The 14256-nt window shown below is 66.1% G+C and carries 14 protein-coding genes; 1 reads left to right on the top strand and 13 read right to left on the bottom strand.

Annotated elements, in window-relative coordinates:
* Positions 1-4: 4 nt before the first annotated feature.
* The 8 genes from MUN23_RS12610 to MUN23_RS12575 form a co-directional block, all read right to left on the bottom strand.
* A complete protein-coding gene (locus MUN23_RS12610; RefSeq protein ID WP_248758644.1) occupies positions 5-736 on the bottom strand; it encodes a hypothetical protein in 732 nt (243 codons plus the stop codon).
* Positions 737-750: 14 nt separating this feature from the next.
* Positions 751-1641: a helix-turn-helix transcriptional regulator gene (locus tag MUN23_RS12605; RefSeq protein ID WP_248758642.1), complete on the bottom strand. Its 891-nt coding sequence runs from the start codon at positions 1639-1641 to the stop codon at positions 751-753.
* Between the two features lie 151 nt (positions 1642-1792).
* A complete protein-coding gene (locus MUN23_RS12600; RefSeq protein ID WP_248758641.1) occupies positions 1793-2776 on the bottom strand; it encodes a sugar kinase in 984 nt (327 codons plus the stop codon).
* The gene (locus MUN23_RS12595) at positions 2773-3495 is read right to left on the bottom strand and encodes a bifunctional 4-hydroxy-2-oxoglutarate aldolase/2-dehydro-3-deoxy-phosphogluconate aldolase (RefSeq protein ID WP_248758640.1); all 723 of its coding nucleotides are present in this window, start codon (positions 3493-3495) and stop codon (positions 2773-2775) included. The genes MUN23_RS12600 and MUN23_RS12595 overlap by 4 nt, the downstream gene beginning before the upstream one ends.
* A 5-nt stretch (positions 3496-3500) precedes the next feature.
* Entirely contained in the window at positions 3501-4649 is a 1149-nt protein-coding gene (dgoD, locus tag MUN23_RS12590; RefSeq protein WP_058931277.1) for a galactonate dehydratase, read from the bottom strand.
* 7 nt (positions 4650-4656) lie between these two features.
* Positions 4657-5562: a carbohydrate ABC transporter permease gene (locus tag MUN23_RS12585; protein ID WP_248758639.1), complete on the bottom strand. Its 906-nt coding sequence runs from the start codon at positions 5560-5562 to the stop codon at positions 4657-4659.
* Positions 5559-6500, bottom strand: a complete 942-nt coding sequence (locus tag MUN23_RS12580) for a carbohydrate ABC transporter permease (RefSeq protein WP_141141625.1) — start codon at positions 6498-6500, stop codon at positions 5559-5561. The genes MUN23_RS12585 and MUN23_RS12580 overlap by 4 nt, the downstream gene beginning before the upstream one ends.
* 131 nt (positions 6501-6631) lie before the next feature.
* A complete protein-coding gene (locus MUN23_RS12575; RefSeq protein WP_248758638.1) occupies positions 6632-7927 on the bottom strand; it encodes an ABC transporter substrate-binding protein in 1296 nt (431 codons plus the stop codon).
* Positions 7928-8062: 135 nt separating this feature from the next.
* Here MUN23_RS12575 and MUN23_RS12570 point away from each other — a divergent pair, with 135 nt between their 5' ends.
* Positions 8063-8896: a FadR/GntR family transcriptional regulator gene (locus tag MUN23_RS12570; RefSeq protein WP_248758637.1), complete on the top strand. Its 834-nt coding sequence runs from the start codon at positions 8063-8065 to the stop codon at positions 8894-8896.
* On the opposite strand, the gene MUN23_RS12565 is transcribed toward MUN23_RS12570, so the two are convergent.
* The 5 genes from MUN23_RS12565 to MUN23_RS12545 all read right to left on the bottom strand — a co-directional run bounded on the left by MUN23_RS12565 (position 8893) and on the right by MUN23_RS12545 (position 14255).
* Entirely contained in the window at positions 8893-10749 is a 1857-nt protein-coding gene (locus MUN23_RS12565; protein WP_248758633.1) for a S8 family serine peptidase, read from the bottom strand. The genes MUN23_RS12570 and MUN23_RS12565 overlap by 4 nt on opposite strands.
* Before the next feature lie 187 nt (positions 10750-10936).
* On the bottom strand, positions 10937-11809 hold the full coding sequence (locus MUN23_RS12560) for an NAD(P)-dependent oxidoreductase (RefSeq protein WP_248758632.1): 873 nt from the start codon (positions 11807-11809) through the stop codon (positions 10937-10939).
* Positions 11806-12396 carry an adenylate kinase gene (locus MUN23_RS12555; RefSeq protein WP_248758631.1) on the bottom strand — a complete coding sequence of 197 codons (591 nt, stop codon included), beginning with the start codon at positions 12394-12396 and terminating at the stop codon, positions 11806-11808. The genes MUN23_RS12560 and MUN23_RS12555 overlap by 4 nt, the downstream gene beginning before the upstream one ends.
* Positions 12397-12543: 147 nt before the next feature.
* Entirely contained in the window at positions 12544-13758 is a 1215-nt protein-coding gene (locus tag MUN23_RS12550) for a hypothetical protein (RefSeq protein WP_248758629.1), read from the bottom strand.
* Positions 13755-14255 (bottom strand): hypothetical protein, encoded by a 501-nt coding sequence (locus MUN23_RS12545; RefSeq protein ID WP_248758628.1) that lies wholly within the window; start codon positions 14253-14255, stop codon positions 13755-13757. Before MUN23_RS12545 ends, MUN23_RS12550 begins: the two co-directional genes overlap by 4 nt.
* Position 14256: the final 1 nt, after the last annotated feature.

The following is a 14256-nucleotide window of genomic DNA, read 5'->3' as shown; positions in this document are numbered from 1 at the left end:
CCGGCTAAGGCAGCTTTACAAGACTATCGAGGCGCTCCCAGGTATTCGTCTCATTGTTGAGAACGGTCGTCTCCACACCGGAGCCTTTCGCCTCTCTAAGCCCGAACTGAAACCCGTCCATGAAATATTCGTGGAGTTTTCCATCTTTGGAGGACTGCGGCGAGAGGAAGACGACATATTCTTTGCCGGCCTCGATGTCGACATCGTCGAGGACCTTCTCTTGGATGTACTTCTTCGCAGCCGGCTTGTGGCCGTTATTCAGATGGAGCATCTTATCTCTCTGCTGCTGATTTAGGCTGCTCCAGTACTCATCGAAGGTTACGGTCCCACCGACTCGTGAATAGTTCAACTGGTCACCGGGCTTTACGTCACCCTTGTAGACGTCGCGGACCGTCATCGTCCCGATTGTCTGCGGGAATACGTACTGATCAGAGATGGGGCTGAAAGCCCGTCCACCGTCGATGGAGTCGATGTGCACGCGGGCAACGACGGGAACCCTGTTGTATCCGTAATAGGGGTCCTTCGCGTCCCAAATAAACTCAACCTCTGTTACAGCGTGCTGAATTTCGCCACTTGGGATGCTGGCGTACGCATTGTTGGAACTCACTGTTTCAGCCTGTTTCACCTGCTGATTGGGCGCAGGATCGGCAGGCTTGGGTGCATCGGATGCGCAAGAAGTTACCCCGGCAAGTAGCCACATGGCCGCAATCATGAAAGACACTTTCGGCTTGTTCATTCTGTTGGCCTCCCCTACTGCGGGTGCTTGGCAGTTGGTGCAGGTTCGGCGAACGAGTCATCGTGCGTGGCAGCCCAGGAGGCCAAAAGCTGCAAGGCATCAGCCGTCGGGGAGCCGGCAGGAGCGGTGTACACGTTCAGCACCAGGCCCGGCTCGCTGGGCAGCTCCATGGACTGGTAGTTCAAGTCGAGGTCACCCACCACCGGGTGGTGCAGCCGCTTGAGCCCGCTGCGGTGGAAGACGACATCCCGGGAAGCCCACCGGTCCCTGAACAGCTCGCTCTGCGTGGACAGCTCGCCGACGAGCCGGATCAGCTCGGGGTCGTGCGGGTGGCGGCCTGCTTCAAGCCGGAGCATCGCCGCGGCATCGTTGGCGATCTGATCGTAATCGCGCCAGAACTCCTGGGCCGCCGGGTCAAGGTACGTAAACCGGGTGGTGTTCACGGGCCGGTGCGCACTTTTGAACACAGGTGCGTAAAGTGCCCGCCCCATGCGGTTGGCAGCCAGGATGTCGTGGCGGCCGTTGCGGACCCACGCCGGCGCGTCAGCCATCGCGTCGAGCACCTGCTGGACTTCAGGCCGGACAGTACCGGAAGGTTTGCTGCGGCTCCTGCGGACCGGTCCGGCGGCGCGGGCGAGGTCAAAAAGGTACTCCCGCTCGGCCTCGTCCAGCTTCAGCGTGCGTGCGAGGGCATCCAGCACGCTTTCGGACGCCCCGGCGAGGTTGCCGCGTTCCAGGCGCACGTAGTAGTCCACGGACACACCGGCCAGCATCGCCACTTCCTCACGCCTCAGGCCGGCGACCCGCCGATTCCCGCCGTACGCAGGCAACCCCGCTTCCTCGGGCGAAATCCGCGCCCGCCTGGAACTCAGAAACTCCTTTATGTCCGCGCGCACGTCTCCCATACCCCTACGGTAAGCGCCAGCGGTCCCGGGCGGCAGGCACTGTCAGTACCTGCCTGCTCCGCGCCCGGGGAATGCGAGCCCAAGGGATGGACGCCCCGACACCGGGTTTCGACAGGCTCAACCACCGGGCGCAGTCTCAACAAGCCGGCCGCTACCGCTGGGTGGTTCCGCTGGCGGTGGCGCCCAGCATGGCGAGCTCGGCCCGGCTGGGCAGGCCCTCCCAGTCACCGGCAGTGCTGACGGCGAAAGCCCCCATAACGGCGCCGCGTTGCAGCCGGCCGGCAACGTCCTCGCCGTCGAGCAGGGCAGAGAGGTAGCCGGCCGTGAAGGCGTCCCCCGCGCCCACGGTGTCGATGCTGGTCACGGCGACGGCGGGCGCCTCGAGCCGTCCGGCGGCGGTGTGGACGCCGGCGCCGGCGGATCCCCGCTTGACCACGACTTCCCCAACCCCTTGCTCCAGCAACGAGGCAGCGAGCGCGGTTTCGGCGTCGTCGTTCCCCCGGGAATCGGAGCCGCCCAAGGCGGCGGACGCCACGACGTCCAGTTCGTCGTCGGACGCTATCAGGATGTCGGCGTGCCGGGCGATGGGGCCCAGCACGGCGCGGGCCTCGTCCCTGGTCCAGAGCCGGCTGCGGTAATTGACGTCGAGGGAGACCACCACTCCATCGGCTGCGGCGCGCTCGGCAGCGTGTTCAAACGCCTTCCGGGCTTCCGGGCTGAGGGCGGGGGTGATGCCGGTCAGGTGCAGCACGCGCGGTCCGGCAGCGAGGGCACTGTCCACGTCGTCCCGGCTGACGGTGGAACCGGCCGAACCGGCGCGGTAGTAGAAGGCCCGGGTGACGTCCGCGGTCCGCTGCTCGAGGAACATCACGCCCGTGCTGCGGGACGGATCCACCCGGCACTGCGTGCCGATGCCCTCGGAGCGGAGCTGCCGCAGGATGAACTCGCCGTGCGGATCGGCGCCAACTGCACCGGCCCACGTGACTGTGTGTCCCAGCCGCGCGACGCCCACGGCGACGTTCGATTCAGCACCGGCCACGTGCATGGCCAGGCTGCCGCCGGCGGACAGCGGCCCGGCTGACCGCAGCGACACCATGGATTCGCCGAAGGTCAGAAGGTCGACGGCGGCGCTCACCGCACGCCCGCAGCGGCGGTTGCCGCTGCAGTCGCTGCGGCCGTCCGGCGGGCAAAGGAGTCCGCCAGGTCCACAAATGCGCGGGCCCGCCCGAGCATCGGGGCGAGGTCACCGCCGGAGCCGGCATCGCCGAACAGCGGCCCGCCAAGCCCGACGGCGATCGCGCCGGCTTCCCAGTAACCCGCGGCCTCGTCCAGGCCCACGCCGCCCACGGCGATGAACGGAATCCCGGGGAAGGGATCGCGCAGCGCCTTGAGGTAGCCGGGGCCGCCGATGGAGGCGGGGAACAGCTTGATGGCTGTGGCCCCGCGGCTCATCGCTTCGTACGCCTCGCTGGGCGTCAGGGCCCCTGCCAGGACCGGGATTCCCTGCCGCGCCGATTCGTGGATGGATGCGGCCAGGGACGGCGTGACCATAAACTGGCCGCCGGCCTCGGCGACGTCGTCCACGTCCTGCACGGTCAGGACGGTTCCGCCGCCGACGTAGCAGCCCGCCGGTGCGGCGGCGCGGACCTCGCGGATGGCCTCCAGCGCCCCCGGCGTGGTCAGTGCGATCTCGACGAAACGGAACCCTTCCGCCATTGCGGCGAGGGCGGACTGCGCCGCGGCCTTGCCGTCGGTGCCGCGCACGATTCCCACGAGCCGCGACTCCCGGATTCCGGCCAGCAGGCTTTCGGGCGTGATGTCCGTGCTGTCAGAAACGTCAGTGCTGTCAGTCATGTTATTTACCATTCTGCAAATGCTCCGTCCGAGTGGCGCCAGACCGGCCCGCGCCAGGCGTGGCCGCGCTTGTCCGCAGCGCGGACCACGGCCTCGTCGATTTCAATGCCGAGGCCGGGACCGGTCAGCCGTTCGATGTGGCCGTCCACGAACTTCAGCGGGGATTTGTCCACCACGTAGTCCAGGACTTCGGCACCCTTGTTGTAGTGGATTCCGATGCTCTGTTCCTGGATCAGGAAGTTGGGCGTCGCGAAGCCCACCTGCAGGCACGCTGCCAGCGCCAGCGGCCCCAGAGGGCAGTGCGGGGCCAGCTGGACGTCGTAGATTTCCGCCAGCGAGGCGATCTTGCGGACCTCGGTGATGCCGCCGGCGTGCGAAAGGTCAGGCTGGGCCACGGCGATGCCGGCCTGCAGGGCGGGCAGGAATTCCTGCCGGCTGTAGAGCCGCTCACCGGTGGAGACCGGCGTCGTGGTCGAAGAGGTGAATTCGCGCAGCAGGTGCGTGTTTTCCGGAACCACGGGTTCTTCGAGGAAGAACGGCCGGTACGGTTCCAGCAGCGGCGCCACCCGGCGGGCATTGGCCAGGCTGAAGCGGCCATGGAAGTCCACTGCAACGTCGCGGTGGTCCCCCAGCACCTCGCGGGCCGCGGCAACACGGCGGACGACGCCGTCGATCTCGGCCACCGAGGCGACGGGGCTCATCCGGCCGCTGGCATTCATCTTGACGGCGGTCAGGCCCACCTCCAGCTGGGCGCTGATCTGGTCCGCCACCTCGTTCGGCTCGTCCCCGCCCACCCAGCCGTACATCCGGATCCTGTCGCGGACGTGGCCGCCCAGGAGCTGGTGCACGGGGGTGTTGAAGTGCTTGCCGGCGATATCCCAGAGGGCCTGGTCCAGCCCGGAGACGGCGCTGGCCAGGATGGGTCCGCCGCGGTAGAAGGAGCCCTTGGTCATGACCTGCCAGTGGTCTTCGATCCGGAGGGCATCGTTGCCGATCAGCAGCTCCGAGAGCTGTCCGACGGCGGTGCGGACCGTTTCGCTGCGCCCCTCGCAGGTTGCCTCGCCCCAGCCGACAATCCCGCTCTCCGTCTCGATCCGGACAAACAGCCACCGCGGCGCTACGAGGAAGGTTTCAATTCTGCTGATGAGTGTCATGCCGGACCTAGCCCTTGGTAGCTCCGGCGGTCATGCCGGAGACGATGTACTTCTGCGTGAAGAGCGCAATGATCATGATGGGGATGGTCACCACGGTGGCGGCCGCCATGAGTCCGCCCCAGTCGATGCTGGCGTAGGAGACGAAGTCGAAGATGGCCACCGGCAGCGTCTTGGTCTTGGACCCGGAGAGCACCAGGGCGAACATGAAGTTGTTCCACGAGAAGATGAAGGACAGGATGCCTGCGGTGGCCATGCCGGCCACGGACAGCGGCAGCGTGATGCGCTGGAACGCGCCGATGGGCGTGAGCCCGTCCACCTGCGCCGATTCCTCCAGTTCCAGCGGGAGCGAATCGAAGTAGCTCATCATGATGTAGACGATCAGCGGCAGGGCAACGAACATGTGGCTGAGGATCAGCACCTCGAACCCTCCCACCATTTTCAGGTTGGAGAACACGTAATACCAGGGCACCAGCAGGGACACACCCGGGATGACGCGGGCCATCAGGACCACCAGGGCCGAGCGGTGCATGGTGAAGCGGCTCATGGCGTACGCGGCCGGGACGCCCAGCACCAGCGAGAGTGCCGTGGAGACAAAGGCCACCCAGAAGCTGTTGAAGATGAAGACGAAGTAGTTGTTGCGCTGCAGCACGTTTGCGTAGTTCTCGAACGTGGGGCTGAAGATGAACGACTTGGCGGTGTCGTAGATGTCAACGTTGGTCTTCAGCGAGGCCAGCAGCATCCAGAACAGCGGTGCCACCAGGAACAGCACCACGGCGATCAGGGCGGCGACGCGGAAGACCTTGTAGGCGCGGGTGCCGAGGGGCTTCTTCGGGCGCCGGACCGACCGGGGCTGCCGGGCTGGGGTTGCGGTCCGGGTTTCTGTGTTTTCTGTGTTTTCTGACAGGACGGTCATTTGCTTACCGCTTTCTTGCGCATGGTCAGGAGCCACATGGAGCCGATGATGATCATGAAGAACAGGATCAGCACCGCAGAGGACAGCCCGTACTGGTTGTAGTCGAAGCTCAGGCCGTAGGCGTACACGTTCAGGGTCTCCACCTCGTGGAAGGACCCGCCGCCCTTGCCCTTCGTGGCGTACAGGATGTCGAAGGTCTTCAGGGCGTCGATGCCCCGGAGCAGGATGGCCACAATCACCGTGGGCATCATCAGGGGCAGCGTGATGAAGAAGAAACGCTGGAACGCGTTGGCTCCGTCCATGCGTGCCGCCTCGTCGGGCTCCTCGGAGAGGGAGGTCAGGCCGGCGAGCAGGATCAGGACCACCATGGGGGTCCACTGCCACACGTCCATGAAGATGGTGGTGCCGAGCGCGGTGTCCTGGCCGGACAGCCAGGGCTGGGCGGGGATGCCCACAGCGGCAAGCAGCTGGTTCGCGAACCCGATGTTGGGGTCGAAGATCAGCCGCCACATCATGCCGACGGCTACCGGGGTTGCCACGAGCGGCAGCAGGATGGCCACGCGGACCCACTTTTCGCCGCGGAAGGGCCGCCACAGCAGCAGGGCGATGCCCATGCCGAGCGCCACTTCGCACACCAGGGCAATGCCGGTGAAGGTGAGTGTGCGGCCCACAGCGGGCCAGAAGCGTTCGACGTCGGACAGGACCGTCAGGTAGTTTTCCAGGCCGATGAATTCGGTGGCTGCCCGGACGGAGCCCTGCGAATCGGTGAGGCTCAGGTACAGCGTCCAGGCCAGCGGAAAGATGATCAGGACGCCGACGAAGGCCATCGCCGGGGCTGCGAAGAGCCATTTGCGGTGCCGGTTGGCCCAGTCAGAGAATTTTTCGCGGGCACCGGGAGCACGGCCTGCGTTCCGGGCTGCGCTGCGGGGAGGAGTCATTACAGACATGGTTCACCTAAGGAGTTGGGGGGTGAAGAATGGCCGGGGCGGGACGGCAGCGTCGCTGCCGTCCCGCCGGGGCTGTTGCGTGCACCGGGCCTCATTGGCGGAGGCCCGGTGCGCCGCGTGCGTTACTTCTTTTCGCTGTCCAGGAACTTCTGGAAGGCCACGTGGGCCGAGTCTGCTGCGGCGGAAGCGTCGGCGCCGGTGATGCTGGCGACGATCGGCTCGCCCACGATTTCGCGGGCCTTGCCAACGGTGACTACCTCGGGACGGTCGTGGCCCACACCGTTTTTGGCGCTGGCGGCAATGGCTTCGGCCAGGTCCTTCGGGTAGGTGGAGGTTCCCGCGGAGTCAGCCCAGACGGAGGCGCGGGGTCCGGGGACGCCGGCCTTCTGTGCGGCCAGGGTGCGTTCCTTGCTCGTGGCCCACTGGATGAACTTCCAGCCGTTGTCCTGGTTGCCCGAGGCCTCGTTCACTGCCAGGCCCCAGGACGGGATGTTGTACGGCTTGGAGCCGGCGGGACCGGCGGGCAGGGCGGCGAACCCGACAGTCTCGGCCACCTTGGACTTGGCCGGATCGGTGGCGTTCTTGTAGAGCGAGTCTGCCTCGGTGTAGAAGGCGGCCTTGCCCTGGGTGAAGATTGCCATCGCCTCGGGCCAGCTCATGTCCGTGCTGACGTTGGCGGGGCCGTAGTTCTTGATCAGGCCGCCGTAGTACGCGTAGGCCTCTTTGGCAGCTGCCGAGTTGACGGTGGACTTGCCGCTGGAATCGGTGAAGTCGCCGCCGAAGCTGTACAGGAAGCTGGAGAACTGGGTGACGGCGGCGGACTTGCCGGTGCGGGCCACAAAGCCGGCCGTGTCCGGGTTGGATTCCTTGATGGCCTTGGCGGCCGCTTCAAGCTCCTCCATGGTCTTGGGGACCTCAAGGCCGGCGGCCTTCAGCAGGTCCTTGCGGTAGTAGAGGACTTCGCGCTCGGTGATGATGGGGACGCCCACAACCTTGCCGTCAGCGGTGGTGGCCTTAACCGGGCCCTCCTGGTAGTCCTTCCAGTCCCAGCCGGAATCCGAGGAGACCTTGCTGGTCAGGTCCGCGAGGTAGCCGTTCTTCGCGAACGCCCTGCCTTCCTGGAGCGGGCGGTACATCATCACGTCGATCTCGTCGCTGCCTGCGTTGAGCTTGACGTTGTACTGGTCCGAGAGCTGGTCTTCACCGAGCTGGGTCAGTTCCACCTTGAGCCCGGAGGACTTTTCAAATTCCGGGATGGCCGCCTTGATGCCTTCGGTCCAGACGTGGTTTGCGAGAGTTACCCGGACGATGCCGGATTCCTTGGCGTCGCTGCTGCCGCTGCCGCCGCCGCAGGCGGTGAGCCCCATGGAAAGTGCCGCGGCGACTGCCGCGTACTTCATTACTGAACGTCGCTTCATGACGACTCCCTTGCTTCCAGGCTGACGTCACTGTCCAGCCATCTACAAATGCATCTTTACATCTGCTCTGGAAGAGAGCATAGGTAAATAAGGCAGACTTAAACAACCCCTTTCGGCGACCAGTATGATTTATCTATGAAAACCCCAAAGGCGGAGTCCCCTACAGACCGGCATACTGCGTTGGTCCAGAGCCTGGGACTCGCCATTACGGAGGGGTCCCTCGCGCCGAACTCGGTGGTGCGGCTGGACGAGCTGGAGGCGCAGCACAAGGTCTCCCGCTCCGTGGTCCGGGAAGCCGCCCGGGTTCTGTCATCCAAAGGCATGCTGGCATCCCGCAGGCGGTTCGGCACCGTGGTGCAGCCCGAAGAGGCCTGGAACCTTTACGATCCCCAGGTGATCCGCTGGCGGCTGGCCTCGTCCCGCCGGCTGGAGCAGCTACAGGCACTCAACGAGCTCCGTGGCGCGATCGAACCGCAGGCCGCCCGACTCGCCGCCGAACGGGCGTCCTGGGATGCCGGCAGCGACCTGGTCTCCCTGGCAGCCCGGCTGTGGGCGGCCGGCCAGCGCGGCAACAGCGACGACTTCCTCCGGCTGGACGTGGAGTTCCATGCCGCCGTCCTCAACGCATCAGGCAACGCCATGTTTGCGCAGTTCCAGTCACTTGTGACAGAGGTCCTCACCGGCCGGACGGAGCACGGCCTGATGCCACACCTGCCCCACCACGAAGCGCTGCAGCTGCACGTTGACGTGGCCAGCGCCATCCAGCGCGGTGAGGCCGGCGCCGCGCATGCGGCCATGAGCAGGATCGTGGAACAGTTCGCTGAAGAGGTGGGCCATATCTGGTCCGAGCACCACCAGGGCGTGACGCCGGATGCTTCCCCTCAGCACACAACCCCGCAGCACACAACAGAGGCCGACGGCGCCCCCCAATTGCCGCCGTCGGCCTCCACTTCCCTCGCGGACGGCTAGAACGAACCCGTGGTGAACTGCCACGTCTTCGTGGCCAGCTGATTGCCTGCGAGGTCGCGGATGGACGTCCCGCCGCCGGTCACGGTCACCGTGTATTTCGTCTTCGCTGCCAGGGTGTTCTGCGGGTCCAGGATCCACTGGTTGCTGGTGCCGTTGCGGAAGACCGTGGCCGGGACCACGGCCCCGGTGGCGGCGTTCTTCACAGTGAACGTGGCGGCGCCGACGCCCTGGACCGGCTCACTGAAGGTCACCGAAAGGTTGTTGTTCCGCCGGACCAGGACGGAGTTGCTGCCCGGCGTGAACCCCGTGACCGTGGGCGCGGGGCCGGTGGTGAACGTCCAGCTCGTGCTGGCCAAGGGCGTGCCTGCGGTGTCGCGGATGGCGGTGGCGCCGCCCACCAGCGTGGCGGTGAAAGTGACATCCGCGGCCAGGTTGGCGGACGGGTCGAGGGTGGCCGTTTTGGTTGTGGCGTTGTAGCTGACCGTTGCCGGGATGGCGGTGCCGGCGCCGTTCCGGAGCACAAATGTTCCGGCGCCAACACCCTGGACAGCCTTGCTGAACGTGGCCGTCACGTTGCCGGCAACGGGCACCGCCGTCGACTGCGGTGCGGGTGATTTGGCCGTAACGGTGGGGGCAGGTGCCACGGGAGCCGGCGCGGGTGCAGGTGCCGGTGCCGGGGCCGGTCCCGCGGCGTACAGCAGGCGGTTCGGCGTTCCGGTTCCGACGCCCGTGATGGCGCCGGCAGTGGCGTTCGAGGTCAACGCCGAAGCAACCTGGGCCGGTGTGAGCGCCGGGTTCTGGGACAGCAGCAGCGCCGCTGCGCCTGCCGTGTGGGGCGCTGCCATGGACGTGCCGGACATGGAGGCGGTTGCGGTGGCCGAGCTGTACGAGGCGGACATAATGCCGACGCCGGGTGCATACAGATCCACGCAGGAACCGAAGTTCGAGAAGGAGGCCTGACGGTCGGCGGAATCGCTGGCTGCCACCGTGACCGCTGCGGCGAGCCGCGCCGGCGAGCTCCCGCAGGCGTCCGCGGCAGAGTTGCCGGCGGCAACCACTGCAGTAACGCCGTCGTTAATGACACCCTGGAGCGCCGAATCCACGGCCGCGCTGGCCACTCCGCCCAGGCTCATGTTCACCACGGCGGGAGTTCCCGCGGCGTGGTTGGCGGCGATCCAGTCCAGGCCGGCCACGACGTCGGAGTTGAAGCCGGAGCCGGTGCAGTCCAGGACCCTGACGGGGACGACCGTCGCCGCCTTGGCCACGCCGTAGGTGGTTCCGGCCACCGTTCCGGCCACGTGGGTGCCGTGGCCGTTGCAGTCGCCGGATCCGCGGCCATCGGCCACTGCTGTCCAGCCTGCTGCCACGCGGCCGGAAAACTCTGTGTGCGAGGCGAGCACGCCGGTGTCCACCACGTACGCGTTGACTCCGGCACCGGCGGCGGTCCACGTGTAGGAACCAGAGAGCGGCAGGGGCCGCTGGTCCACGCGGTCCAACCCCCATGGCGCGGGCTGCTGCGTCGCGGAGAGTGTGATGGGCGCATCCACCTCAACCGACGCGACGCCCGCCGAGCGGGACAATGCCGCGGCTTGCGCCGGCGTCGCCGTGACCACGGCGCCGCGCAGGGCGTGCGAAAAGGAGCGTCCGACGCCGAGGCCCTGGGACTTGAGGCGCGCCGCCTCGGCCGGGACGTCCGTTTCCGCGGTGAAGCGGACCAGGTAGCGGACGCTTGCGTCCTTGCCGCCCGGGGCAACGGGCGGTGCAACGGCTGCGGCGGGCAGGCCCGAGGCCGTCAGTGCCACCGCAGAAATCAGCATTGCGGCAGCGGTCAGCCCAAAACGGAAGGTGCGCATGGCGGGGTCCTAGTGTGACGGTCTGGATTGATGCTGGCGGCAACAAATCCCCGCCTATCACCAGATTAGGAGCCCGCCACGCGCCGCGGCCGGGAATTGAGCTGATCCTGCGCCAACCTTTCGGCGCCTGCGGAATTCTTGAGGGACCGCCCTCCTCCGCCGACCCTTCCGTTCAGCCTTCCGCGATTCAGTCTTCCGTGGGCGTGGTCCTGTTGGAGTGGTAGGTCCGCCACGTGTGTTCAGGTCCGTAGCCCAACAGGCGCCTGGCCTTGTCGATGGACAGCATAGTCTCGTGTTCGCCCAACTCCTTGGTCACGGTGACGTTGGGGAACACCTCCGCGGCGAGGCTGGCGCTGGAACGCGTCATGACAGTGTCCGCGTTCGCGATGATGAAAGCCTGGAACCCGGGCTGGCCGTTTTCCAGCGCACGCGCCACAGCCTGTGCGCCGTCGCGCCCGTCGATGTAGCCCCAGAGGTTCCACTTCCGCGCACTGGCGTCCGAATCAAATGACGGGAACCGTTCGTAGTCCTCAGGATCCATGACGTTGGAGAACCGCAGGCCCGCAATGCTGAGCTCCGGATCCCAGCGCGTCAGCTGGATCGCCATCTGCTCCTCAAGGTGCTTCACGAGTGAGTACGTGCTCTCCGGCCGGGCCGGGTATTCCTCATCCACCGGGATGTAGGGCGGGTCGACGTCGAACGGCAGTCCCAGCACCGTCTCGCTGGAGGCGTAAACCACCTTCTTGATGCCGGCCCGCCGCGCCGCCTGGAAGACGTTGTAGGTCGAGAGCATGTTGTTCTCGAAGGTGGCGGCATCCGGGATGATGCCAGGCGCCGGAATGGCTCCCAGATGGACGATTGCGTCGAAGCCGTCATGCCGGTCGTCGAGACCGAGGAACACGTCAAGGACCTGGCCATAGTTGCGCAGGTCCACAATTGCCAACCCGCGGTGCCGCTCCCCCGCCCGGTCCAGGTTCAGCACCTGGTGGCCGTCGTCGGTCAGTCTGCGGACCACATGCCGTCCCAGTTTTCCGCTGCCGCCGGTCACTGCAATTCTCATGGGGACACCCGGGTGGCCAGGAACTTTTCGACGGCGGCAATGGCACGTGTGGTGATGGCACTTGGGTCACCGCTGCCATCCACCGAAACCAATATGCCCCGGCCGGCGTAGACCGCCACGACCTCGTGGGTTTCGCGGTGGTAGAGGTCCAGCCGGTGCCGGAACACTTCGATGGTGTCGTCCTTCCGGCCTTGTTCCTTGGCCCGCCGCAGCATCCGTTGCTCCAGTTCGGAATCCGGTGCGCGGAGTTCCACCACGGCGTCGAGGCGGTGGCCCTGGGACGCCAGCATGTTGTCCAGTTCCATGATCTGGGGAGCTGTCCTGGGGTATCCGTCCAGCAGGAAACCGGGCTGCAGATCGGCGTCGAGGAGCCGGTCCTTGACCAGGGCGTTGGTGAGATGGTCCGGGACAAAAGCGCCGTCGTCGAGATACTTGGCGGCCTCTACGCCCAGCGGCGTCTCGTCGCTGACGTTGGTCCGGAAGATTTCGCCCGTGGATACGGTCGGAATGCGGAAGTGCTTGGCGATCTGCACCGCTTGGGTGCCTTTCCCTGAGCCCGGGGCCCCGATGATGAGCAGTCTGGTCATTTTCCTGTCCCTCCACGGCGTCCTTGCCGGCTGGTCTCGGGTCCACTGTCGGCTGCGCCAACGTGTGCTTCATTCTGCCCACAAGTCGCAGCACAACGCCAGCCTCCGGGAAGGGAGCCGGAGGCTGGCGCTGGATTGGGGGGGACGTTAGAACTTGGAGTTGCTCCCTGCGAACGGCGTCGTGGCCAGCGGGTAGCCAACTTTGTCTGTCAGCCCGGCAGCCGGGGTGTACGTTGGCATGACGTTGCCATTTTTCGTATCCCGGATGCCAGTGATCAAGCTGCCGAGGGTGACGGTAAGTTGCGAAGTGCCGGGGTTCCAGGCCAGGACGGCGTTGAAGGTCAGGTCGCCTCCCGTCGAGTAGCTGGAGTTCAATGCCACCGTCCCGAACCTGACTGACGGGCATCCAGGGTCGGTGCTCGCAAATTTCAAGGAGTTGCCAGCCGTCATAGTGACGGTGCCGTTCACCGTTTGACTGCCGGGGACGTCCTGCCAAGTGCTGCAAATACTCGCAGGAAGTAACCGTTCTGAGAATGTCAGAGTCACTTTGTCGCCAGCGTCAGGAGTGAAGTGAGTTCCTCCATTATCGAGCGCAACCGCTGTGACCTTTGGCGCGGTAGTGTCCTTGCTCGACGTCGCAGTCGCCGCCGTAAGACTGACGTTGCCTGCCGCATCTTTGGCCACCGCCGAATAGGAGATTGTTGGATCGTTGAACGTGGACAGGTTGAAGATGGCCGACCACGCGCCGCTTTCCGCAACCACCGTCTGCGAAGTGGTGTGTGCGGCGCCAGCGTCCTTGACGGTGATAGTCACCGATGCCCCTGCCTCAGCAGTGCCGCTGACCGTAACGGAGCCCGCCGTTGCACTAGTGATCATCGCCGGCACCGTAATATTTGGCGTGTTGGGCGGAGTGGTGTCCGCGGCCGCAACACCCCCACTGCGGGCAGACTCCGGCCCCGCCCATGAGCCGAGCACAGGTGTAACCGTGTAATACCAGGTTCCGGCCGGTAAGGCAGCTTCGCTGCAGCCCAGCGCTGTGACAGTGCCCAAACAGCCACCCCCCGCTGCAACCTTGGTGCCGTCGGTCTCGGACGAATAGCGGGCAACGGTGTAGCCGGAGACCGACTTGCCGCCCGCCGTCGTGCTTGACGGCCAGCTGACGGAGGCGGCACCTGCCGAAGCGGACGCCGTCGGCGCGGCGATCCCAAGGATTGAATCGGCCCTGGCGCCACCGTTGTTGCTGCTCAGCGTCTGCCAATAGGCGTTCGCTGCTGGCCCGCCCCAGGAGATAACGAGGGCCGCTGCGAGAACTCCGGCCAACCGGGCCTTACGCTTCTGCGGTGTCTGGATGGGTCGGCTCATTTCCGTGCCTCCAAGGTGACGGGCAGGCCGAACGTCGCGCCCTGGCAAAGTGACGGGGAGTCCAAGGACATGGCGGCAGCGCCCGGCAGCGTGATCACAATGGATGAGTTCGGGGGAATGGTGACCACCGGGTTTAGCGGGGCGGCAGGACTGGTGAAGGTTACTCCGCTGCAGGCAGAGTGGTTCGCGTCGACCGTCGCGGCCCCATCGCCGCGGATGGCATGAACCTGCACGGCGTAATCGTTGGGGTTGTGCGCCCGGACGGCAACATCGGCGGTGCCGCCCGGGACGAGTGTGGCCTGCGGGCTGTCGCCGGCCACGAGGGCCTCTACGGTGACGGTGGCCATGGTGCCGTTGGTGGCAGCGCCGGATCCGGCACCCACCGTGGCCCAGTAGGCGTACGCTCCGCCCACTCCCGTGGCGAGGCAGAGGGTGACCGTTGCTGCCGCAGTCCTGGCAGCCAGCCGTCGGGAGGTGGTTTTCGTTGTGCGTGTCATC

Origin of the sequence: Pseudarthrobacter sp. SSS035, assembly GCF_023273875.1 — a bacterium.
Lineage (GTDB): Bacteria > Actinomycetota > Actinomycetes > Actinomycetales > Micrococcaceae > Arthrobacter.
The sequence above is the reverse complement of the archived record's forward strand: the minus strand, read 5'-3'. Positions and strand labels throughout refer to the sequence as shown.

Excerpts from the sequence above, each read along its gene's own strand:
- MUN23_RS12610 (WP_248758644.1), bottom strand. The coding sequence starts at position 736 with ATGAACAAGCCGAAAGTGTCTTTCATGATTGCGGCCATGTGGCTACTT.
- MUN23_RS12605 (WP_248758642.1), bottom strand. The coding sequence starts at position 1,641 with ATGGGAGACGTGCGCGCGGACATAAAGGAGTTTCTGAGTTCCAGGCGG.
- MUN23_RS12595 (WP_248758640.1), bottom strand. The coding sequence starts at position 3,495 with ATGACTGACAGCACTGACGTTTCTGACAGCACGGACATCACGCCCGAA.
- dgoD (WP_058931277.1), bottom strand. The coding sequence starts at position 4,649 with ATGACACTCATCAGCAGAATTGAAACCTTCCTCGTAGCGCCGCGGTGG.
- MUN23_RS12585 (WP_248758639.1), bottom strand. The coding sequence starts at position 5,562 with ATGACCGTCCTGTCAGAAAACACAGAAAACACAGAAACCCGGACCGCA.
- MUN23_RS12580 (WP_141141625.1), bottom strand. The coding sequence starts at position 6,500 with ATGACTCCTCCCCGCAGCGCAGCCCGGAACGCAGGCCGTGCTCCCGGT.
- MUN23_RS12575 (WP_248758638.1), bottom strand. The coding sequence starts at position 7,927 with ATGAAGCGACGTTCAGTAATGAAGTACGCGGCAGTCGCCGCGGCACTT.
- MUN23_RS12570 (WP_248758637.1), top strand. The coding sequence starts at position 8,063 with ATGAAAACCCCAAAGGCGGAGTCCCCTACAGACCGGCATACTGCGTTG.
- MUN23_RS12565 (WP_248758633.1), bottom strand. The coding sequence starts at position 10,749 with ATGCGCACCTTCCGTTTTGGGCTGACCGCTGCCGCAATGCTGATTTCT.
- MUN23_RS12560 (WP_248758632.1), bottom strand. The coding sequence starts at position 11,809 with ATGAGAATTGCAGTGACCGGCGGCAGCGGAAAACTGGGACGGCATGTG.
- MUN23_RS12555 (WP_248758631.1), bottom strand. The coding sequence starts at position 12,396 with ATGACCAGACTGCTCATCATCGGGGCCCCGGGCTCAGGGAAAGGCACC.
- MUN23_RS12550 (WP_248758629.1), bottom strand. The coding sequence starts at position 13,758 with ATGAGCCGACCCATCCAGACACCGCAGAAGCGTAAGGCCCGGTTGGCC.
- MUN23_RS12545 (WP_248758628.1), bottom strand. The coding sequence starts at position 14,255 with ATGACACGCACAACGAAAACCACCTCCCGACGGCTGGCTGCCAGGACT.